The organism is Micrococcus sp. MS-ASIII-49, assembly GCF_000946635.1.
In the GTDB taxonomy this organism is placed as follows: Bacteria; Actinomycetota; Actinomycetes; order Actinomycetales; family Micrococcaceae; genus Micrococcus; species Micrococcus luteus.
On sequence record NZ_JXSP01000060.1, the window covers coordinates 37,412 to 58,143 of the forward strand.

The 20,732-nt window shown below is 72.5% G+C and carries 17 protein-coding genes and 2 tRNA genes; 4 read left to right on the forward strand and 15 right to left on the reverse strand.

The features are described 5' to 3' along the window. Positions 1–6: 6 nt before the first annotated feature. The 6 genes from SJ20_RS04560 to SJ20_RS04585 all read right to left on the reverse strand — a co-directional run bounded on the left by SJ20_RS04560 (position 7) and on the right by SJ20_RS04585 (position 6,457). Positions 7–1,347, reverse strand: coding sequence for a sulfate adenylyltransferase subunit 1 (locus SJ20_RS04560; protein WP_036316896.1), 1,341 nt, complete (start codon positions 1,345–1,347; stop codon positions 7–9). After that, on the reverse strand, positions 1,347–2,282 hold the full coding sequence (gene cysD / locus SJ20_RS04565; RefSeq protein WP_044659091.1) for a sulfate adenylyltransferase subunit CysD: 936 nt from the start codon (positions 2,280–2,282) through the stop codon (positions 1,347–1,349). The genes SJ20_RS04560 and cysD overlap by 1 nt, the downstream gene beginning before the upstream one ends. A gap of 32 nt (positions 2,283–2,314) precedes the next feature. Beyond that, positions 2,315–3,040, reverse strand: coding sequence for a phosphoadenylyl-sulfate reductase (locus tag SJ20_RS04570; protein ID WP_044659092.1), 726 nt, complete (start codon positions 3,038–3,040; stop codon positions 2,315–2,317). Further along, positions 3,037–4,752: a nitrite/sulfite reductase gene (locus SJ20_RS04575; RefSeq protein WP_044659109.1), complete on the reverse strand. Its 1,716-nt coding sequence runs from the start codon at positions 4,750–4,752 to the stop codon at positions 3,037–3,039. The genes SJ20_RS04570 and SJ20_RS04575 overlap by 4 nt, the downstream gene beginning before the upstream one ends. Before the next feature lie 117 nt (positions 4,753–4,869). Then, a complete protein-coding gene (locus SJ20_RS04580; protein WP_044659093.1) occupies positions 4,870–5,619 on the reverse strand; it encodes a sirohydrochlorin chelatase in 750 nt (249 codons plus the stop codon). 43 nt (positions 5,620–5,662) lie between these two features. Next, positions 5,663–6,457, reverse strand: a complete 795-nt coding sequence (locus tag SJ20_RS04585) for an SDR family oxidoreductase (RefSeq protein WP_044659094.1) — start codon at positions 6,455–6,457, stop codon at positions 5,663–5,665. Positions 6,458–6,596: 139 nt separating this feature from the next. Between SJ20_RS04585 and valS the strand changes: the two genes are divergently transcribed. Both valS and SJ20_RS04595 read left to right on the forward strand, forming a co-directional pair. Beyond that, entirely contained in the window at positions 6,597–9,281 is a 2,685-nt protein-coding gene (gene valS / locus SJ20_RS04590; protein WP_044659095.1) for a valine--tRNA ligase, read from the forward strand. Positions 9,282–9,641: 360 nt separating this feature from the next. Further along, positions 9,642–9,977, forward strand: a complete 336-nt coding sequence (locus SJ20_RS04595; protein WP_044659110.1) for a membrane protein — start codon at positions 9,642–9,644, stop codon at positions 9,975–9,977. Positions 9,978–10,061: 84 nt separating this feature from the next. Here SJ20_RS04595 and SJ20_RS04600 read toward each other — a convergent pair whose 3' ends face one another. From SJ20_RS04600 to SJ20_RS04630, 7 genes are all read right to left on the reverse strand, one after another. After that, positions 10,062–10,679, reverse strand: coding sequence for a DsbA family protein (locus tag SJ20_RS04600; protein ID WP_044659096.1), 618 nt, complete (start codon positions 10,677–10,679; stop codon positions 10,062–10,064). A 62-nt stretch (positions 10,680–10,741) separates the two neighbouring features. Continuing rightward, complete coding sequence (gene clpX / locus SJ20_RS04605) at positions 10,742–12,040, reverse strand: ATP-dependent Clp protease ATP-binding subunit ClpX (protein WP_036316877.1); 1,299 nt, start codon at positions 12,038–12,040, stop codon at positions 10,742–10,744. A gap of 167 nt (positions 12,041–12,207) precedes the next feature. Continuing rightward, positions 12,208–12,873: an ATP-dependent Clp protease proteolytic subunit gene (locus tag SJ20_RS04610; protein ID WP_002855988.1), complete on the reverse strand. Its 666-nt coding sequence runs from the start codon at positions 12,871–12,873 to the stop codon at positions 12,208–12,210. A gap of 41 nt (positions 12,874–12,914) precedes the next feature. Then, the gene (locus SJ20_RS04615) at positions 12,915–13,529 is read right to left on the reverse strand and encodes a ClpP family protease (RefSeq protein ID WP_152743804.1); all 615 of its coding nucleotides are present in this window, start codon (positions 13,527–13,529) and stop codon (positions 12,915–12,917) included. 267 nt (positions 13,530–13,796) lie between these two features. Next, positions 13,797–15,152 (reverse strand): trigger factor, encoded by a 1,356-nt coding sequence (tig, locus tag SJ20_RS04620; RefSeq protein WP_044659111.1) that lies wholly within the window; start codon positions 15,150–15,152, stop codon positions 13,797–13,799. Positions 15,153–15,194: 42 nt separating this feature from the next. After that, positions 15,195–15,268 (reverse strand) — tRNA-Pro (locus SJ20_RS04625). Positions 15,269–15,351: 83 nt separating this feature from the next. After that, the gene (locus SJ20_RS04630) at positions 15,352–16,245 is read right to left on the reverse strand and encodes an SDR family oxidoreductase (protein WP_036316872.1); all 894 of its coding nucleotides are present in this window, start codon (positions 16,243–16,245) and stop codon (positions 15,352–15,354) included. A 76-nt stretch (positions 16,246–16,321) separates the two neighbouring features. On the opposite strand from SJ20_RS04630, the gene SJ20_RS04635 reads away from it, so the two are divergent. Beyond that, positions 16,322–16,392 (forward strand) — tRNA-Gly (locus SJ20_RS04635). Positions 16,393–16,514: 122 nt separating this feature from the next. On the opposite strand, the gene SJ20_RS04640 is transcribed toward SJ20_RS04635, so the two are convergent. Beyond that, on the reverse strand, positions 16,515–17,426 hold the full coding sequence (locus tag SJ20_RS04640) for an Fpg/Nei family DNA glycosylase (RefSeq protein ID WP_041104798.1): 912 nt from the start codon (positions 17,424–17,426) through the stop codon (positions 16,515–16,517). After that, positions 17,427–17,900 (reverse strand): ribose-5-phosphate isomerase, encoded by a 474-nt coding sequence (locus SJ20_RS04645; protein ID WP_044659097.1) that lies wholly within the window; start codon positions 17,898–17,900, stop codon positions 17,427–17,429. Between the two features lie 194 nt (positions 17,901–18,094). Between SJ20_RS04645 and pepN the strand changes: the two genes are divergently transcribed. After that, positions 18,095–20,716 (forward strand): aminopeptidase N, encoded by a 2,622-nt coding sequence (gene pepN / locus SJ20_RS04650; RefSeq protein WP_044659112.1) that lies wholly within the window; start codon positions 18,095–18,097, stop codon positions 20,714–20,716. Positions 20,717–20,732 lie beyond the last annotated feature (16 nt).

Here is a 20,732-nt window from a genome sequence, read left to right on the forward strand (position 1 = left end):
TCCGGATCAGGCCTCGTCGCCGCCGCGCACCATGCCGGCGGCGAGCGTGGCCCCGTCGTGGGGGTCGATCACGAGAAACGCCCCGGTGCGCCGATGCACGGCGTAGGGCTCCACGGGCAGCGGCGCGGCCAGGTGCAGGCGCACCTGTCCGATGTCGTTGAGCCCGAGGGTCTCGGCCGGGTCGAGCCGCAGGGTGTCGAGGTCGAGCCGGCCGGCCACCTCCTGGACGAGCGCCCGGACGACGGCGGTGCCGTGCTTGACGAGGACCTGCTGCCCGACGCGCAGCGGTGCGGCGGAGAGCCAGCACAGCGCGGCGGCCACCTCCGCGGTGGGGCGCGGGGCGGTGTCCGCGGCGGCGATCGTGTCCCCGCGGGCCACGTCCACCTCGTCGGCCAGGCGCAGGACCACCGACTGCGGGGAGGAGGCCTCCTCGAGGGATTCCCCGGCGGCGTCCACGCCCACCACGGTGGTGGTGCGCGCCGGCTGCCCCGGGGTGAGGACGGCGACGGCGTCCCCGGGCCGGACGGTGCCCGCCACCACCTGCCCGGCGTAGCCGCGGTAGTCGCGGAAGACCTCGGGGTCGAGGCCGGGGGCCAGGGCGCCCTGGGGGCGCACCACGAGCTGCACCGGGAAGCGGAAGGAGGCCGCGGCGTCGTCCTCGGCGTCCGCCCCGGGCAGGGACTCGAGCAGCTCCATGAGCGTGGGGCCGGTGTACCAGTCCGTCCGCTCGGAGCGGGTGACCACGTTGTCGCCCTGCAGGGCGGACACCGGGACGCTCACCGCGTCGGAGAGGCCGAGCTCCCGGGCCACGCGCCGGACGTCCTCGGCGATCGCGGTGAAGACCTCCTCGGCGTAGTCCACGAGATCGATCTTGTTGACGGCGACGATCACGTGCGGCACCCGCAGCAGGGCCACCACGCTGAGGTGGCGCCGGGTCTGCTCCACCACGCCCTTGCGGGCGTCCACGAGCAGCACGACGGCGTCGGCCGTCGAGGCGCCCGTGACGGTGTTGCGGGTGTACTGCACGTGCCCGGGGCAGTCGGCCAGCACGAAGGTGCGCCGGTCCGTGGCGAAGTACCGGTACGCGACGTCGATCGTGATCCCCTGCTCCCGCTCGGCGCGCAGGCCGTCGGTCAGCAGCGCCAGGTCCAGCCCGCCCTCGGCGCCGCCGAAGCCGCGCTCGGCGGAGGTGCGGGCCACGGCCTCGAGCTGGTCGGCCAGGACGGCCTTGGAGTCGTGCAGGAGGCGGCCCACGAGGGTGGACTTGCCGTCGTCGACCGAGCCGGCCGTGGCCAGGCGGAACAGGGTCCCGGCGGGGGCGTGCCGGTCCAGCAGTGCGGTGCTCATCAGAAGTACCCGTCCTTCTTGCGATCTTCCATGGCCGCCTCGGAGATGCGGTCGTCGGCGCGGGTGGCCCCGCGTTCGGTCAGGGTGGAGGCGGCGACCTCGAGCACGACGTCCTCGACGGTGGCGGCCTCCGAGAGGACGGCGCCGGTGCAGGACATGTCGCCCACCGTGCGGTAGCGCACCGTCCGCGTGGTGACCTCCTCGCCCTCGGCCGGGCGGGAGTGCTCCCCCACGACGCGCCACATGCCGTCGCGGCGGAAGACCTCCCGCTCGTGCGCGTAGTAGATGGAGGGCAGCTCGATGCCCTCGCGGGCGATGTACCGCCACACGTCCAGCTCGGTCCAGTTGCTGATGGGGAACGCGCGGACGTGCTGGCCGGGGGTGTGACGGCCGTTGTAGAGGTTCCACAGCTCGGGGCGCTGGTTGCGCGGGTCCCACTGGCCGAACGCGTCCCGCAGGCTGATGATCCGCTCCTTGGCCCGCGCCTTGTCCTCGTCCCGGCGGCCTCCCCCGAAGACGGCGTCGAACCGGTTGGTCCGGATCGTGTCCAGCAGGGGGGTGGTCTGCAGGGTGTTGCGGGTGCCGTCGGCGCGCTCACGCAGCTCGCCGCGGTCGATGTACTCCTGCACGGAGCCCACCACGAGCCGCAGGCCGAGCCGCTCCACCGTGCGGTCGCGGAACTCGAGGACCTCGGGGAAGTTGTGGCCGGTGTCCACGTGGACCACCGGGAAGGGGATCCTGCCCGGCCAGAAGGCCTTCGCGGCCAGGTGGAGCATCACCACCGAGTCCTTGCCGCCCGAGAAGAGCATGGCGGGGCGCTCGAACTCGGCCACCACCTCGCGGATGATGTGGATCGCCTCGGCCTCCAGGGCGTCCTGGACGTCGGGCCCGGCGGGGCTCACGGTCCCCGGGTCGGGGGCATGGGTGAGGGTCATCGTGTCTCCTTGGTCTGTCTCGGGTGCGGCGCTCAGACGTGGATGCCGCACTCGGTCTTCGCGGTCCCGGCCCACCGCCCGGCTCGGGGGTCCTCCCCGGGGGCGACGGGGCGGGTGCAGGGACGGCAGCCGATCGACGGGTAGCCGTTCTGCAGGAGCAGGTTCACGGGCACGTCGTGGTCCGTGGCGTAGCCGACCAGGTCGTCGAAGCTCCACGGGGCGACGGGGTTGACCTTGACCATGCCGTGGGCCTCGTCCCAGCCCACCAGCGGGGTGTTCGTGCGCGTCGGCGCCTCGTCCCGGCGGACTCCGGTGAACCACAGGTCGTATCCGGCCAGCGCCCGGTTGAGGGGCTCGACCTTGCGCATCGCGCAGCACAGCCCCGGGTCACGGGCGAACAGGTCCTTGCCGTGGCGCTCGTCCTGCTCGGCCACGGTCAGCTCCGGCAGCACGTCCACCACGGTGACGTCGAGGCGGCGGGCCACCTCGTCGCGCGTCGCGAGGGTCTCGGTGAAGTGATAGCCGGTCTCCAGGAAGAGGACGTCCACGCCGGGCATCCGCTGCGCCACCAGGTGCGGCAGGACGGCGTCGGCCATGGAGCAGGCGACGGCGGCCCGGCGGAGGTCCACATGGCGGGCGGCCCAGTCGACCACCGCCTCGGCGGGGGCGTCCCAGCCGAGCTCGGCGGCGCCGGACTCCGCGAGCGCCTGCAGGCGCTCGAGGTCCTCGGTCGGACGGGTGGGGGGAATGGTGCTCATCGGAGGGCCTCCTCGTCGACTCGGTGCGCCCACCGGGCGAAGGTCTCGCCCGGCTCGCGCTGCTCGTCGTACCGGCGGACGAGGCGCTCGACGTAGTCGACCAGCCCGTCCGCGCGGACCTTCAGGCCGCGGACGCTGCGTCCGAGGCCGGCCTCGGCGCGGTCCACGGAGGCCAGGCCGCCGCCCAGGTGGACCTGGAAGCCGGGCGTCTGGCCGCCGTCGTCGTCCGGGAGCAGCTGGCCCTTCAGGCCGATGTCCGCGGTCTGGATGCGGGCGCAGGAGTTGGGGCAGCCGTTCACATGCAGGCTCAGCCGCTCGGGGAGGCGGTCGGCGAGGTCGGCCAGGCGCTCCTCGAGCTGGGCGATCGCGGCGGTGGCGGTGTCCTTCGTGTCCACGATGGCGAGCTTGCAGAACTCCAGGCCCGTGCAGGCGATGGTGGAGCGGCGGAACACGGACGGCTCCGGGTCCAGTCCCAGCTCCTTCAAGCCGGCCACGACGGCGTCCACCCGGTCCCGCTCCACGTCCAGCACCACGATCTTCTGGTGCGGGGTGGTCCGCAGCCGGGTGGAACCGTGGGCCTCGAGCAGGTCCGCGAGGGCGGTGAGGGTGGTGCCGCTGGAGCGGCCGACGACGGGGGCGGCACCGATGTAGAAGCGGCCGTCCTTCTGCTCGTGGACCCCCACGTGGTCGCCGGGGCGGGTGGGCGGGGCCGGGGCGGGTCCGTCGGGCAGGGCGTAGCCGAGGTACTCCTCCTCCAGCACGGTGCGGAACCTCTCCGGCCCCCAGTCCTCGAGCAGGTACTTCATGCGGGCCTTGTTGCGCAGGCGCCGGTAGCCGTAGTCACGGAAGATGCTCACGACGGCGTGCCACACCTCGGGGGCGCGCTCGGCCGAGACGAAGGCGCCGATCCGGTCGGCCAGGCGCGCCTTCGTGGACAGGCCGCCGCCGACCCACAGGTCGTAGCCGGGGCCCAGCTCGGGGTGCACGACACCGATCAGGGAGACGTCGTTGATCTCGTGGACCACGTCCTGGGAGGGGTGCCCGGTGATGGCGGTCTTGAACTTGCGGGGCAGGTTGGAGACCTCGAGGTCGCCGATCCAGCGGTCCGCGATCTCCCGGATCACGGGCGTGGGGTCGATGATCTCGTCCGCGGCGATCCCGGCCACCGGTGAGCCGAGGATCACGCGCGGCACGTCGCCGCAGGCCTCGGTGGTGGACAGGCCCACGGACTCCAGGCGCCGCCAGATCTCGGGGACGTCCTCGACGCGGATCCAGTGCAGCTGGACGTTCTGCCGGTCCGTGATGTCCGCGGTGTCACGGCCGAAGTCGGTGGAGATCCCGCCGATCACGCGCAGCTGCTCGGTGGTGAGGTCGCCGCCGTCGATGCGCACGCGCAGCATGAAGTAGCGGTCCTCGAGTTCGTGGGGCTCCAGGGTGGCGGTCTTGCCGCCGTCGATCCCCTGCCGGCGCTGGGTGTACAGGCCCCACCAGCGGAAGCGGCCGTGCAGGTCGTCCGAGGGGATCGAGTCGAAGCCCTCCCGGGCGTAGACCTGCTCGATGCGCTCGCGGACGTTCAGGCCGTCGTCCTGCTGCTTGAACTCCTCGTTGTGGTTCAGGGGGGCGGTCCCGTCCACCTTCCACTGGCCGTGCGGCTTGGCGGAGGGACGGCGCGGAGTGCGCGCCGGCCTCGACGTCTCGTTCACCTGGGTCATGGCCGCCACGCTAGGAACCCGGCATGCCGCCCCCAAGATCGTCGACGCGGTTCGTCACGTTCCCGGGGCCGGGCCGCGGTCGGTGCCCGGCCCGGCCCCGGTCGTGTGACGAACGGCTCAGCGGCCTCCGGCGGCTCCCCTCGGGGCCTCGGCGAGGGCGGACCGCAGCCGGTCCAGGGCGATCCGCGCCACCAGCGGATGCGGCAGCAGGGGGTCGGTGACCGCGTCCGCGCCGGCCTCGCCGAGTCGGTCGTGGAAGTACCCGGGGGCCAGCAGGTGGGCGGCCACCACGGCGCGACGGCCGGCGGCGCGCACCCGGGAGACGGCGTCGGGCACACGGGGGGTGGCCGCCGCCCCGAACGCAGCGGTCACGGGCAGTCCCGTGGCCCGGGCCAGGGCCCCGGCCAGGGCGTGCACCTGGGCCTGGCCGTCCGCGGCGCGGGTGCCGGCCGCCGCCAGGATGACGTCCGATGTCGCGGCCTCACCGGCCGGCACCGCCCGGGCCACCCGCTCGGCCAGAACGGTCACCAGGCGCGGCTCGACGTCGTCCCCGGCCCCGGCCAGCGGTGCGGCGGCGATCGTGCCGGGTCGGGCGGCTGCGGCGTGGTGGATGTCGTGGTGGACGTGATGGCCCAGGGACAGCAGCAGCGGCACGATCACGGCCGGCTCCCCCGGGGGCAGGGCCGCCACGACCTCGTCGAGGGAGGGGCTCTGCACGTCCACGTAGGCCTCGTGGACCTGGGCACCCGGCCCCTCGGCGGCCAGGAGGGCCGCCAGGTCGGCACGGAGGCCGTCGATCACGTCGCGGCCGGCCGCGTCGTGCGTGCCGTGGGCGCAGGCGATCACGTGCAGCACGGGCGCGCTCATGCCGAGCCCACCGCGTCGGCCCACACGTTCTGCGGCCCGCCGCTCACCGGCGGATCACCTTGTGCTGGGCGGCCTGGGCGACCGGCCGCATCACGATCTGATCCAGGTTCACGTGGTGGGGCAGCTCGACGGCGTGGACGCACACCTCGGCGACGTCCTCGGCGGTGAGCGGCTTCTCCACGCCCGCATACACGGCGTCCGCGGCGGACTGGTCGCCGCCCAGGCGGTTGCGGGAGAACTCCTCGGTGTGGACCATGCCCGGGAGCACCTCGATCACCCGCACGTTGTGCTCGGCCTCCTCCAGGCGCAGCGCGCCGGTGAGCCCGTGCTGGCCCATCTTCGCGGCGTTGTAGCCGGCGCCGCCCTCGTAGGCGGTGACGGCGGCGGTCGAGGTCAGGTTGAGCACGGTGCCCTCGCCGTGGGCGCGGAGCATGGGCAGGAACGCCTGGCACATCGTCAGGGTGCCGAGCACGTTGACGCGGTACATCCACTCCCAGTCGGCGCGGTCGCCCACGCCCACCGCGTCCGTGCCGAGCGCTCCGCCGGCGATGTTGACGAGGGTGTCGGCGCCGCCGTCGGCCTCGACGCGCGAGGCCAGCGCGGCGACGGCGGCCTCGTCCGTGACGTCCAGGGCGGCGGGGACGACGTCGCCGCTCACGCCCTCGGCCCGGGCGTCGGCAGCGAGGGTCTCGAGGCGCTCGGCCCGGCGGCCGACGGCGTACACGCGCCAGCCGCGGCGGGCGAGCTCGAGGGCCGTGGCGCGGCCGATGCCGCTCGTGGCCCCCGTCACGACGGCGGCGCGGGCGGGGTTCTTCGCAGGTTCATGGGTGTGGCTCACGCCTCCGACCGTAGCCGAGCCGTGCCGTTCGGAGCACCGCCCCGTTCACCTCCGCCAGGTCGACCGACTGGAAGGGCGGGACGTCCCGGGCATCGTCGCAGGCCCGGCCCGCCGCCCCGGTCATGGGAGGATGGCAGGCATGGCTGAGAACACGCAGGGCACAGACACGCCCATCGACGCATCGACCCCGTCCACCCCCGCCGCCGGCGCCGTGGCCGTGCCGGACAAGCCGGCCCTCGAAGGCCTCGAGGAGAAGCTGACCGCCCGCTGGGCCGACGAGCGCACCTACGCGTTCGACACGCAGACCACCCGCGAACAGGTCTACTCGATCGACACTCCCCCGCCGACCGCCTCCGGCTCGCTGCACGTGGGCCACGTCTTCTCCTACACGCAGACCGACGTGCTCGCCCGCTACCAGCGCATGAACGGCAAGAACGTGTTCTACCCGATGGGCTGGGACGACAACGGCCTGCCCACCGAGCGCCGTGTGCAGAACTACTACGGCGTCCGCTGCGACCCCGCCAAGCCGTACGTGGAGGGCTACCGCCCGCCGGAGAAGCCGGCGAAGAACCAGCGCGACTGGGACGTGATCTCCCGCAGGAACTTCATCGAGCTCTGCGAGGAGCTCGCCGTCGAGGACGAGAAGGTCTTCGAGGACCTCTTCACCCGTCTCGGCCTGTCCGTCGACTGGGACATGACCTACCGGACCATCGACGACGTCTCCCGCGCCGTCTCCCAGCGCGCCTTCCTGGCCGGCATCGCCTCGGGCGACGCCTATCTGGCCGAGGCCCCCACCATGTGGGACGTGACCTTCCGCACCGCCGTGGCCCAGGCCGAGCTCGAGGACCGCGAGGTCCCCGGCGCCTACCACCGCTACGCCTTCACCGCTGCGGACGGCGAGCAGGTCTTCATCGAGACCACCCGCCCCGAGCTGCTGGCCTCCTGCTCCGGCCTGGTCGCCCACCCGGACGACGAGCGCTACCAGCACCTGTTCGGCACGACCGTCACCTCCCCGCTGTACGGCGTGGAGGTGGAGGTCTTCCCGCACCCGCTGGCCAAGCCGGACAAGGGCTCCGGCATCGCCATGGTCTGCACCTTCGGCGATCTCAACGACGTCACCTGGTGGCGCGAGCTGCAGCTGCCCACCCGCACCCTGATCGGCCGTGACGGCCGGTTCGCCGCCGACGCCCCCGAGTGGATCACCACGGACGCCGGCCGACAGGCCTATGCGGACACCGTGGCCGGCAAGACCGTGTTCTCCGCCAAGCAGGGTGTGGTGGACGCCCTCACCGCGGCCGGCCTGCTGGACGGAGAGCCGAAGAAGATCATGCACGCCGTGAACTTCTACGAGAAGGGCGACAAGCCGCTCGAGGTCGTCACCTCCCGCCAGTGGTACATCCGCAACGGCGGCCGCGACGCCGACCGCCGCGCGGAGCTGATCGAGCGCGGCCGCGAGCTCTCCTGGCACCCGGAGCACATGCGCCACCGCTACGAGAACTGGGTCGAGGGCCTCAACGGTGACTGGCTCGTCTCCCGCCAGCGCTTCTTCGGGGTGCCGATCCCGGTCTGGTACCCGCTGGACGCGGAGGGTGAGCCCGACTATGAGAACCCGATCCTCCCGGCCGACGAGCAGCTCCCCGTGGACCCGGCCGCCGAGGCCGCCCCGGGCTACTCCGAGGACCAGCGCGACGTCCCCGGCGGCTTCACCGGCGACCCGGACGTCCTGGACACCTGGGCCACCTCCTCGCTGACCCCGCAGATCGTGGGCCGCTGGTCCCGTGACGAGGCGTTCTTCAACAACGTCTTCCCGTTCGATCTGCGCCCGCAGGGCCACGACATCATCCGCACCTGGCTGTTCTCCACCGTGGTGCGCGCCCACGCCCTCAACGGCTCCGTGCCGTGGACGGACACCGCGCTCTCCGGCTGGATCCTCGACCCGGACCGCAAGAAGATGTCCAAGTCCAAGGGCAACGTGGTGGTCCCGACCGACATCCTGGACCAGTTCGGCTCGGACGCCGTCCGCTACTGGGCCGCCTCGGCCCGCCTCGGCGCGGACACCGCCTACGAGGTGGCGCAGATGAAGATCGGCCGCCGCCTGGCCATCAAGCTGCTCAACGCCGCCAAGTTCGTGCTGAACCTGGGCGCCACGCAGGACGCCGTCATCCGTACGGCCGACGACGCCGCGGCCGTCACCAACCCGCTGGACGCCTCCCTGCTGACGCGCCTCGCGGCCACCGTGGAGCAGGCGACCCGCGCGTTCGAGGCCTACGACTACGCGCGTGCCCTCAACGTGACCGAGCAGTTCTTCTGGGCCTTCACGGACGACTACGTGGAGCTCGTGAAGGACCGTGCCTACGGTGGCCACGGCGAGGCCGAGCAGGCCTCGGTGGTGACCACGCTGGCCACCACCCTGGACGCCCTGCTGCGTCTGCTGGCCCCGTTCCAGCCGTTCGCCACCGAGGAGGTGTGGAGCTGGTGGCGCGCCGGCTCCGTGCACACCGCCGCGTGGCCGGGCGCCGCGGACGAGGTGGCGGCCCTGTCCTTCGCCGCCTCCGCCGGCGACGCCGAGGTCCTGCCCACCGTGGCGCAGGTCCTGGGTGGCATCCGCAAGGCGAAGTCCGAGGCCAAGGTGAAGCAGCGGACCGAGGTGCGCTCCGCCGTGGTGACCGGACCGGCCGACTGGCTCGAGAAGCTGCGCGGCGGCCTGGCGGACCTCAAGGCGGCCGGCAACATCGCGGACCTGTCCCTCACGCAGGGCGAGGCCGGCGAGTCCGCGCCCCTGACCGTCTCCGACGTGCAGCTCGCACCGGTCGACGACGACTGACCCGCGCCGCGCGTTCCCGGACGGTGTCTCGGGAGCGCACGCGGCACGACGACGGCCCCGTCGCCCATCACGGGCGGCGGGGCCGTCGTCGCGCCCGTGCTGCAAACCCGAGTCTGCCGTCAGCGTGGGATGTTCGTGGCCCGGATCCGGTAGGGCACAGCACGCGTCGGACAGTCCGCCGCCGGATCGGAGTTCGTCGGGAGGCGGCCCTCCCGGGGGTGTCGTGGTGCACCTCCCGGTCGTGCTCCTGCCGCATGTCGCAGTGCGGTCACCGCGGCAGGGGTGGACACTGAGAGGATGAGACCGACACCCGATCCCGCCCCGGCCGGCCGCCGCGCCTGCGACTCCTCCGCCCGGCGGATGTCCGCCGCCCTCGCCGCCATGGGCGTGCTCCACTTCGTCCGACCCGAGCCCTTCGACGGGCTGATCCCGCCGTTCCTGCCCGGCTCGGCCCGCGCGTGGACCCACGGCTCCGGCGTGGCCGAGCTGGCCGTGGCGGGTCTGCTGGCCGTCCCGCGCACCCGGCGCGCGGGCGGACGCGCCGCGCAGGCGCTCTTCCTCGGCGTGTGGCCCGGCAATGCGTGGATGGCCTGGCAGTGGCGACGCCGGCCCTGGCCGGCGCAACTGGCCTCCCTCGGGCGGCTGCCCCTGCAGGTCCCCCTGATCCGCGCGGCCGGCCGGGTGGCGCGCAGCTGACCCCCGCCGCCCCGCGCCCCCGACGACGCCGGCCCCACACCTTCGCGCTGAAGGTGTGGGGCCGGTCTCGTGCGAGCCGGGGGCTCAGTCGAACTGCGGATCCGTGGTGCGGGCCCGCTTGATCTCGTAGAAGTACGGGAAGTCGGCCAGGGCGACGGCGCCGTCGAAGATGCGGCCCGCCTCCTCGCCGCGCGGGATGCGGGTCATCACGGGACCGAAGAAGGCCGTGCCGTTGAACGCCACGACGGGCGTGCCGACGTCGTTGCCCACGAGGTCCTCCGCCTCCTTCTGGCTGGCGCGCAGCTGCTCGTCGGCCACGTCGGTGCGGGCGGCGTCCAGGATGTCCGCGTCGTGGCCGAGCTCCTCGAGGGCCTCGGCCACCACGGCCTCGTAGTCCGTGCGGCCCTGCTCATGGATGCGGGTGCCGACCGCGGTGTACCACGGGCCGAGCGCCTCGGCACCGTGCCGCTCGCGCACCTGCACGGCGGCGCGGGCCGGCAGCCAGGCCTTCTCGAGGCGGGCCAGGTAGCCGGGGTCCAGGTCGCGGCCCTCGTTCAGGACGGCGAGCGACATGATCTTGAAGACCACCCGCACGTCGCGCACCTTCTGGACCTCCAGGATCCACCGGGAGGTGATCCAGGCGAACGGGCACGTGGCGTCGAAGTAGAAGTCGACGGTGGGCTGCTGCGTGGTGTCGGTCATGCTGTGCTCCTTGCGGTCAGGGAGCCGTCTCGGCTCCGGTCGGTCCTGCTGGGCGACGGCGGTCAGGCGCTCCGGCCGCGTCGACGTCGTTCCACCTCGGCCGGGATGAGCGTGGGCTCGGCCTCGCCGCGCACCACGTCCCCGGAGATGACGACCGTGCCCACATCCGAACGGGAGGGCAGCTCGAACATCACGGGCTTGAGGACGTTCTCCATGATGGAGCGCAGGCCGCGGGCGCCGGTGCCGCGGGCCTCGGCCTGGGCGACGACGGCGTCCAGGGCGTCCTGCTCGAACTCGAGCTCCACGCCGTCCATGAGGAACATCTTCTGGTACTGCTTGAGCAGGGCGTTCCTCGGTTCGGTCAGCACCCGCACGAGCTGTTCGTGCGTGAGGTCCTCGACAGTGGTGATCACGGGCAGGCGGCCGATGAACTCGGGGATGAGGCCGAACTTCAGCAGGTCCTCCGGCCGCACGTCCGCGTAGGTGACGTCCCCCGCGCCCAGGTGGTTCAGGGGCGCGCCGAACCCGATGCCCTTGCGTCCGGCACGGGAACCGATGATCTCGTCCAGGCCCGCGAACGCGCCCGCCACGATGAACAGCACGTTGGACGTGTCGATCTGCAGGAACTCCTGGTGGGGGTGCTTGCGCCCGCCCTGCGGCGGCACCGACGCCACCGTGCCCTCGAGGATCTTCAGCAGGGCCTGCTGCACCCCCTCGCCGGAGACGTCCCGGGTGATGGAGGGGTTCTCGGACTTCCGCGAGATCTTGTCGATCTCGTCGATGTAGATGATGCCCTGCTCGGCCTTCTTCACGTCGTAGTCCGCGGCCTGGATGAGCTTGAGGAGGATGTTCTCCACGTCCTCGCCCACATAGCCGGCCTCGGTGAGGCTGGTGGCGTCCGCGACCGCGAACGGGACGTTGAGCCGCCGGGCGAGGGTCTGCGCGAGATACGTCTTGCCGGAGCCGGTGGGGCCGACCATGAGGATGTTCGACTTGCCGACCTCGACGTCCGCGAGGTCGTCCCGCTCGGTGAGGCGGTCGGCCAGGTCACCGCCCCGCGCCTGCGGCCCACGCACGCGCTTGTAGTGGTTGTACACGGCGACGGCGAGGGAACGCTTGGCCGCCTCCTGACCGATCACGAAGCTCTCGAGGTGGTCGAAGATCTCCTGCGGGGTGGGCAGGACGGTCTCGTCCGCCTCCGCCGCCTCGCCGAGCTCCTCCTCGATGATCTCGTTGCACAGCTCGATGCACTCGTCGCAGATGTAGACACCCGGGCCGGCGATGAGCTTGCGCACCTGCTTCTGGCTCTTCCCGCAGAACGAGCATTTCAGCAGGTCAGCGCTCTCTCCGATACGCGCCATGGTGGTACTCCTCGAAGGCCGGGCGGAGACGTCCGCCCCGCGCGGGCGGCGTCGCTGTCAGATTCCGTCCAGCATACGGCCGTGGACGGACACGTTAAGGGACCGGGTCCCCGGTCGGCGCCGAGGGGCCCGGCCGCGCGGCCGGACCCCTCGGCGGGCGTCGTCGGTCAGGCGGACGGGCGGGTGATCTTGCGGGAGGCGAGGACCTCGTCCACAAGGCCGTACTCGAGGGCCTGCTCGGCCGAGAGGAACTTGTCCCGGTCGATGTCCTGCGAGACCTCCTCGGGCGTGCGGTTGGTGAGGGAGGCCAGCGTCTCCTCCATCCACACGCGCATCCGGTTGATCTCCTGGGCGTGGATCTCCAGGTCCGTGGCGGTGCCGCGGTCGCCCTGCATCGCCGGCTGGTGGATCAGCACGCGCGCGTTGGGCAGCGCCAGACGCTTGCCGGGGGCGCCCGCGGCCAGCAGCACGGCCGCGGCGGAGGCGGCCTGGCCCAGGCACACGGTCTGCACCTCGGGCCGGATGAACTGCATGGTGTCGTAGATCGCCGTCATGGCCGTGAACGAGCCGCCCGGCGAGTTGATGTACAGGGTGATGTCACGCTCGGAGTCCATCGCCTCGAGCACGAGCAGCTGGGCCATCACGTCGTCGGCCGACGCGTCGTCCACCTGCGCGCCGAGGAAGACGATGCGGTCCTCGAAGAGCTTGGCGTAGGGGTCCTGACGCTTGAAACCGTAGGGGGTGCGCTCCTCGAACTGCGGGAGGATGTAGCGCGCGTCCGGCGTGGGCAGGGAGGGCATCCCGGTGGGGAGCCCGGCGGGGAACTGGGTCATTCTTGGTCTCCTGGAGAGGGTCGGGACGGTCCGGGCCGGGCTCAGCCCCGGACGCCGCCGCCGCCGGTCACGGACGCGGCACGGTCGGCGATGTGGTCGATGAAGCCGTACTCGAGGGCCTCCTGCGCGGTGAACCACTTGTCACGCGCGTTGTCCTCGAGGATGGTCTCCACGGACTGGCCGGTCTGCTCGGCGGTCAGCTCCGCCATCACCTGCTTCATGTGCAGGATCAGCTGGGCCTGGATGCGGATGTCCGACTCGGTGCCGCCGATGCCGCCGGAGGGCTGGTGCATCAGCACGCGGGCGTGGGGGGTGGCGTAGCGCTTGCCCTTGGTGCCGGAGGCGAGCAGGAACTGGCCCATGGACGCGGCGAGGCCGGTGGCCACCGTCACGACGTCGTTGGGGATGTACTGCATCGTGTCGTAGATCGCCATGCCCGCGGTGACGGAGCCGCCCGGGGAGTTGATGTACAGGTAGATGTCCTTCTCCGTGTCCTCGGCCGAGAGCAGGAGCAGCTGGGAGCAGATCGCGTTGGCGTTGTCGTCACGGACGTCCTCGCCCAGCCAGACGATGCGCGACTTCAGCAGCTGGGTGTAGAGGAAATCCTCGCGCTGCGCCGGGTCCACCGAACGCATGCTGGGGGTGATGTCGGTCATCACTTCCGCCTTCCTGTCGAGATGTCCACGGGCCTCCCGAACGGCGGCCGCTCGCGCGGACGGACGGGTCCCTGATCGAGTCCGACACTAGCCGGGCGTCCGGGCCAGCGCGCGGGACGCCGTCGGCGTTTCGCTGTTGGCGCAGGTTGTCGCGGACCCCGCCCGGGGCCGCCCACCGGGGCCCCGGGACGACGACGGCGCCCCCACCGGCGTGGGCGGGGGCGCCGTCGTCGTGGCTCGGCGGGGGGGCGTCCCCACCGGCCGGGATCAGGCCTGCTCGGCCGCCTCGGCGTCGTCGGCCTCGGCCTCAGCGTCGAGGGCCTCCTGGCCGCCCGGGGTCACGAACGCCGTCAGGTCCACGGCCTTGCCGTCGGTGTCGGTGACCTCGGCGTACTCGAGGACCTTGGCCAGGGCCTTGCGGCGGCGGACCTCGCCCATGATCATCGGGATCTGCCCGCCCTGGTCGAGCATCATGGCGAACTGGTTCGGGTCCATGCCGTACTCGGAGGAGGTGGCGATGATGTACTCGATCAGCTCGCCCTGGTCGACCGTGACCTCCTCGGCCTCGGCGACCTCGTCCAGGATGACCTCGTTGGCGAACGCCTCGCGGGTGTTCTGCTCGAGCTCGGCACGGTGCTCGGCGGTGTCGTGGTCGTCGCCCGCGGTGTGGCCGCCGGCGGAGAAGTGCTGCTCGACCTGCTCGGCGATGACGCCGTCCGGCACCGGGACCTCGACGAGCTTGGCCAGCTCCTCGAGGACCTTGTCGCGGGCCTCGACGCCCTGGCGGTTCACGGCCTCCTCGGCGGCCTGCTTCTTCAGGTCCTCCTTGAGCTCGGCGATGGTGTCGAACTCGGAGGCCAGCTGGGCGAACTCGTCGTCGGCCTCGGGCAGCTCGCGCTCCTTGACGGCCGTCAGCTCCAGCTTGACCACGGCGGTCTCGCCGTCGTGCTCGCCGCCGTTGAGCGTGGTCTCGAAGGTGGCGTCCTCGCCGGCGGACAGGCCGTCGAGGGCCTCGTCGATGCCCTCGAGCATGGTGCCGGCGCCCACCTGGTAGGACAGGCCCTCGGCCTGGTCGACCTGCTCGCCGTCGACCGTGGCGGTCAGGTTCATCGTGACGAAGTCGTCCTGGGCGGCCGGGCGGTCCACATCCTTGAGGGAGCCGAAGCGCGAGCGCAGGGCGTCGAGGGCCTTCTGCTCGTCCTCCTCGGTGGCCTGGGCGGGCTCCACCGTCACCTTGAGGCCCTTGTAGTCGGGCAGCTCGATGGTCGGGCGCACGTCGAACTCGGCGGTGAAGGCCACCGGGCCCTCGGCGTTCTCCGCGTCCGGGGTGGCGGTCACGTCGACCTCGGGGCGGGAGATCGGCGTGACCTCGGCCTCGGCGATGGCGGCGGAGAACCAGGTGTTCAGGCCCTCGTTGACGGCCTGGTCCACGACGATCTCGCGGCCGAAGCGCTGCTCGATCAGGCGCGCCGGGATCTTGCCCTTGCGGAAGCCCGGGATCTGGACCTGGTTGGCGATGTCCTTGAACGCCTTGTCCAGGGCGGGCTTCACCTCCTCGAACGGCACCTCGACGGTCAGCTTGACGCGGGTCGGGCTGAGGTTCTCTGCGGTGGACTTGACCACGGATGACTCCTGTTGGTGGTGGTGGATGGTCTTGACGTCGAGTCGGGGTGACAGGATTTGAACCTGCGGCCTCACGCTCCCAAAGCGCGCGCTCTACCAAGCTGAGCTACACCCCGCCGTCGTCCCCGACGCCGGCGGGCTCACGCGGTGGAGGCTCGCCGGACACCCGAGGGACTGCCCGAGGGCAGACTGTGGAATCCTAGCGCGCCGTCTCGCGCCCCGCGAAAAGCCGCGACCGCCGGCCCGTGAAGCCGTCCATCGTGGCGTTGACCCCGAGGACGTCCATCGCGCGGTCGAAGACGGGCGCCGGCAGGGCGCGCAGGGGCGCGATCAGACCGACGGCGCGCGGCAGCAGCAGGCGGGTGCGGCCGGCCTCGACGGCGTCCAGCACCTCCTGCGCCACGTGGCGCGGATCCAGCACGGGCAGCAGCCAGGGCACCCGGCTGCGCACGCCCGCGAACATCCCGGTGTCGATGTAGAAGGGGCAGACGGCGAGGGAGGTGACGCGGCTGCCGTCCTTGCGCAGCTCCGCGGCGAGGGACTCGGCGAAGCCGACCGCGGCGTGCTTGGTGGCGGAATAGTCCGTCTGGCGCGCGACGCCGACCAACCCCGCGGCCGAGGCCACCGTGACCACGGCCCCGCGGTCCCGGGCCCGCATTCCGGGCAGGACCGCCCGGGTCAGCCAGTACGGCGCGAGTGCGTTCACCTCGAAGGTGCGGCGGATGCCCTCCTCCGTGGCGTCCTCGAGGCGCACGCCCGTCACGACGCCCGCGTTGTTCACGGCGACGTCCACCTCTCCGGCGCGGGCGGCGGCGGCCTCGACGGCGGCCGCGTCCGTCACGTCCACGCGCTCGGCCTGGGCGTCCGCGCCCTGAGACCGGATCTCGGCGGCGACGGCCTCAGCCCCCTGCAGGTCGAGGTCCCAGACGACGACGCGGCCCGCGCCGCGGCGGGCGGCCCCCAGGGCGATCAGTCGACCGATGCCGGACGCGCCGCCCGTCACGAGGACGGTGGCGCCGCGCAGGGACAGGGGACGACGGCCGGCGAGGGCGGACGCGGCCCTGCGGAGGGCGGGACGGGAGCCGTGCATCATGCCTCTTCCCCCACGGCCGACGCGGGCCCGCCGTGATACGGTGTCAGCCGCTGGTCCGCGCCGAGCGCGGCCCCGCGGGGATGTAGCTCAATGGTAGAGCCCCAGTCTTCCAAACTGGCTACGCGGGTTCGATTCCCGTCATCCCCTCCGGACCTCATGAGCCGGGTCATCGTGTGCACACGATGGCCCGGCTCATGGCTTTCTCGGGTGCGTCGTCGTCCGCGCCGGTGCCTTGACCGCTGTGCCCGGTCGGGCCTGCTACAGGCCCCTCAGCTCTGACAGGTGAGGCACCGGTAGAGCTTCCGGGCCGCCATCTCCTCCACCACGATCGTCTCGCGCCCGCACACGAGGCAGGCCAGGCCCTGCCGCTGGTACACGTAGTTCGCGTGCTCGGGCCAGGCCGATTCGGCAGGGATCCCCGGCCGGTGCTCGGGCCGCGTGGTGACGATCCGCCCGAGCCGCACGCCCTCCCGCATGAGCGCGGCGTTGTCCGCCCAGAGGAATGCCAGGTCCGACGCGGAGACCTCCCGGGCCGGCCGCCACGGGTCGATGCCGGCGCGGAACAGCGCCTCGGCCCGGAAGATGTTGCCGATCCCGCTGACGGCCGCCTGGTCCATCAGCACGACGCCGATCGGCCGCCGTGTCCGCCGGGCGAGGTCGTAGAACGGCGCGGGATCGTCGTCGCTCAGCGGATCCGGGCCCAGGCCGGCGACGACGTCGGCAGCCTCGGCCGGAGTGAGCGCGCGGCACCGGCTCGCGCCGATCAGGTCGGCCCAGCCGTGCTCGGCGCGCAGTCGCAGCCGGACCGTGGCGGCCGGCGGCGGGGGCTGGACCCAGCCGTCGGCGTCGCGAGCGGGCTCGGCGGCCGGGGCGCCGTCGTCGTGGACCTCCCGCTCGCCGATCCGGCGGGGTGCGCCGATCGAGGACGCGGCCGCGAAGTCCTGATCCCCGCCGAAGGTCCACGCCCCGTACATGCCCAGGTGGACGTGGAGCACGTGGCCGCCGGAGACGTCGGCGAAGAAGTGCTTGCCGTGGGCCCGGGCGCGCTTCAGGACCTGGCCGTCGAGCAGGGCGGCCCCCTCGGCGAAGCGGCCCTGCGGACTCGTGGCGCGGATCCGGCGGCCGCCGAAGACGTCGGTGAACTGGCGCGCGAGACGGTGGACGGAGTGGCCCTCAGGCACTCACATCAGCACCTCTCCGGTGGTCTCGTAGTGCGCGATCTTCCCGATGCGGCGCACGTGGCGCTCGTCCTGGGAGAACGGTTCGGCCAGGAACGCCTCGATGAGCTCGGTGGCCTCCTCGAGCGAGTGCTGTCGACCGCCGACGGCCACGACGTTCGCGTCGTTGTGCGCGCGGGCCAGCCGCGCCGTGTCCAGGTTCCAGGCCAGGGCGGCTCGGACGCCGGCCACCTTGTTGGCGGCGATCTGCTCGCCGTTGCCGGAGCCGCCCAGCACGATGCCGAGCGAGTCCAGTCCCTGCTCGCGGTCGGCGACGACGGCGCGGGCGGCGTTGATGCAGAAGCCCGGGTAGTCGTCCTGCGCGTCGTACTCGGTGGGTCCGTGGTCCACCATCTCGTAGCCAGCGGCGGTGAGGTGCTCCACCAGGTGGGCGGACAGCTCCATGCCGGCGTGGTCGGTGGCGATGTGGACGCGCATGCGCAGACTCCTTAGGGGCGGTGGCTCGGGGTCCCCGCCAGTCTAGTGAGGGGCGGGGCATCCAGAGGCCGACGACGACGTCCGGGCCAGGTGGCACACTGGGGAGCACCGTGCCGTGGCCCCCATCACAGGTCCCGGCCGTGCCGCATCCGCCCGACCCCAGGAGGAGTCCGACCGTGACCACCGCCGCCGCCATGAACATCACCCGCGAAGAGGCCGCCGCGCGCGCGGCCGCCCTCACCGTGGACGCGTACGAGGTGAGCCTGGACCTCACCCGCGGAGCGGAGCACTTCCGCACGGCCACCACCGTGACGTTCGCGGCCACGCAGGACGCGGTGGGCACCCACACGTGGATCGACTTCGTGGCGGAGCAGGCTCCCACGGTGACCCTCAACGGCGAGGCGCTGGACGTGGCGGACTTCGACGGCGCCCGACTGCGGATCGGCCCGCTGGCGGCGCAGAACACCCTCGTGGTCGACGGGCTCGGGGACTACAGCAACACCGGCGAGGGCCTGCACCGGTTCGTGGACCCCGTGGACCAGGAGGTCTACCTCTACACCCAGTTCGAGGTGCCCGATTCCCGCCGCATGTTCGCGGTGTTCGAGCAGCCCGACCTCAAGGCCGCGTTCCGCTTCACCGTGACCGCGCCGGCACACTGGGCTGTGGTGTCCAACCAGCCGGAGGACTCCCGCCGCACCCTCGGCGTCGTGGCGAACGAGGAGAACCTGCAGGGCGTGGACGCCGCGGTCTGGGAGTTCACCCCCACCCCGCGCATCTCCTCCTACATCACCGCGCTCGTCGCCGGCCCGTACGCCTCCGTGCATTCGGAGCTGACCAGCGCCGACGGCCGCACGATCCCCCTCGGCGTCTACTGCCGCGCGTCACTGGTGGAGCACCTGGACGCGGAGAACGTCTTCGAGCTCACCCGCCAGGGCTTCGAGTTCTTCGAGGCCCAGTACGGCCACGCCTACCCGTTCGAGAAGTACGACCAGCTGTTCGTGCCCGAGTTCAACGCCGGCGCCATGGAGAACGCCGGCTGTGTGACCTTCCTCGAGTCGTACGTCTTCCGCGGGACCGTGCCGGAGGCGCTGATCGAGCGCCGCGCCATCACCATCCTCCACGAGCTGGCCCACATGTGGTTCGGCGATCTCGTGACCATGCGCTGGTGGAACGACCTGTGGCTCAACGAGTCCTTCGCCGAGTTCATGTCCACGCTCGCCGCCGCCGAGAACACGCAGTACACCAGCGCCTGGACCACCTTCTCTTCCATGGAGAAGAACTGGGCCTACCGCCAGGATCAGCTCTCGTCCACGCACCCCATCAAGGCCCGGATCCGCGACCTCGACGATGTGCTCGTCAACTTCGACGGCATCACCTACGCCAAGGGCGCCTCCGTGCTGCGCCAGCTCGTGGCCTGGGTGGGCCAGGAGAACTTCATGGCCGGCGTCCGCGCGTACATCGCCCAGCACGCGTGGGGCAACACCGAGCTGCCGGACCTCATGTCCGAGCTCGAGGCGGCTTCCGGCCGCGACCTGTCCGAGTGGACCCGCGTGTGGCTCGAGACCTCGGGCGTGAACACGCTGCGCACGGAGGTGGAGACGGATGAGGCCGGCACCATCACCGCGCTGCGCCTGCGCCAGAGCGCCCCGGACGGCTCACCGTCGGCGCCTGGCGACGACGTGCTCCGCCCCCACCGCCTGGCTGTGGGCTTCTACGACGTGGACGAGGCCACCGGCCGCCTGACCCGCACCGAGCGCTTCGAACTCGACGTGGCCGGGGAGGTGACCGAGGTCGCTGAGGCCGCCGGTCGCCGTCGTCCCGCCGTGATCCTGCCCAACGACGACGACCTGGCCTACGCCAAGCTGCGCCTCGACGACGCCTCGTGGGAGGCCGCGTCCACCCGTCTGAAGGATGTGGACGGCTCGCTGGCGCGCACGCTGCTGTGGGGGGCGGCCTGGGACACCGTGCGCGACGGCGAGGCCTCCGCCGCCTGGTTCGTCGACCTCGTCCTCGCCAACGTCGGCCACGAGCGGGACTCGTCCGTGGTGCAGACGCTGCTGCGCCAGCTCGCGACGGCGATCGGCCTGTACCTGCCCGAGGACCAGGCCGAGGCCGTGCGGGTCGCGGCGGCCGACCGTCTGTGGGGCCTCGTCGCGGAGGCCGAGGACGGCTCGGACAACCAGCTGCAGTTCGTCAAGGCGTTCGCCCTGCACGCGCGCACCACGGCGCAGCTGGACCGCCTGGCGGCCCTCGTGGACGGCACCCGCACCGTGCCCGGGCTGGACCTCACCACGGACCTGCGCTGGGAGCTGCTCACTGCGCTGGTGGCGGCCGGCCGTGCCGGGGAGGCCGAGATCGCCGAGGCCGAGCGCGCCGACGCGACCGCCACGGGCGCGCTCGCCGCGATCCAGGCCCGGGCCGCCGTGCCGACGGCCGAGGCCAAGCGCGCGGCCTGGGACCGAGTGATGGCCGGCGAGCTGTCCAACACGGAGCAGCGCCAGGCCCTGATCGGGTTCGCGCGGGTCCACGACGCCGCGCTGATCGCGCCCTTCGCGGACTCCTATTTCGAAGGCGTCGAGGCGATGTGGGACTCCCGTTCTCACGAGATGGCCGAGACCGCCGCGACGCTGGGCTACCCGACCGCCCAGGTCACCCGGGAGATCGCCGACCGCGCCACCGCCCTGTCCGAGCGGCTGGCCGGCACCCGCGCGGGGCTGTCCCGCGTCCTCGCCGAGGGCCGGGACGAGACCGTCCGCGCCCTGGCCGCGCGCGAGCACGCGACGGCGCACGTGCATCAGGTCCACGCCGGGGCCTGAGCCGGACGGCGGCGGC

What these genes read in the sequence shown, in the direction of transcription:
- SJ20_RS04560 (WP_036316896.1), bottom strand. Translation starts at nt 1,347, where the DNA reads ATGAGCACCGCACTGCTGGACCGGCACGCCCCCGCCGGGACCCTGTTC.
- cysD (WP_044659091.1), bottom strand. Translation starts at nt 2,282, where the DNA reads ATGACCCTCACCCATGCCCCCGACCCGGGGACCGTGAGCCCCGCCGGG.
- SJ20_RS04570 (WP_044659092.1), bottom strand. Translation starts at nt 3,040, where the DNA reads ATGAGCACCATTCCCCCCACCCGTCCGACCGAGGACCTCGAGCGCCTG.
- SJ20_RS04575 (WP_044659109.1), bottom strand. Translation starts at nt 4,752, where the DNA reads ATGACCCAGGTGAACGAGACGTCGAGGCCGGCGCGCACTCCGCGCCGT.
- SJ20_RS04580 (WP_044659093.1), bottom strand. Translation starts at nt 5,619, where the DNA reads ATGAGCGCGCCCGTGCTGCACGTGATCGCCTGCGCCCACGGCACGCAC.
- valS (WP_044659095.1), top strand. Translation starts at nt 6,597, where the DNA reads ATGGCTGAGAACACGCAGGGCACAGACACGCCCATCGACGCATCGACC.
- SJ20_RS04595 (WP_044659110.1), top strand. Translation starts at nt 9,642, where the DNA reads ATGTCCGCCGCCCTCGCCGCCATGGGCGTGCTCCACTTCGTCCGACCC.
- SJ20_RS04600 (WP_044659096.1), bottom strand. Translation starts at nt 10,679, where the DNA reads ATGACCGACACCACGCAGCAGCCCACCGTCGACTTCTACTTCGACGCC.
- clpX (WP_036316877.1), bottom strand. Translation starts at nt 12,040, where the DNA reads ATGGCGCGTATCGGAGAGAGCGCTGACCTGCTGAAATGCTCGTTCTGC.
- SJ20_RS04610 (WP_002855988.1), bottom strand. Translation starts at nt 12,873, where the DNA reads ATGACCCAGTTCCCCGCCGGGCTCCCCACCGGGATGCCCTCCCTGCCC.
- SJ20_RS04615 (WP_152743804.1), bottom strand. Translation starts at nt 13,529, where the DNA reads ATGACCGACATCACCCCCAGCATGCGTTCGGTGGACCCGGCGCAGCGC.
- SJ20_RS04630 (WP_036316872.1), bottom strand. Translation starts at nt 16,245, where the DNA reads ATGATGCACGGCTCCCGTCCCGCCCTCCGCAGGGCCGCGTCCGCCCTC.
- SJ20_RS04645 (WP_044659097.1), bottom strand. Translation starts at nt 17,900, where the DNA reads ATGCGCGTCCACATCGCCACCGACCACGCCGGCATGGAGCTGTCCGCC.
- pepN (WP_044659112.1), top strand. Translation starts at nt 18,095, where the DNA reads ATGAACATCACCCGCGAAGAGGCCGCCGCGCGCGCGGCCGCCCTCACC.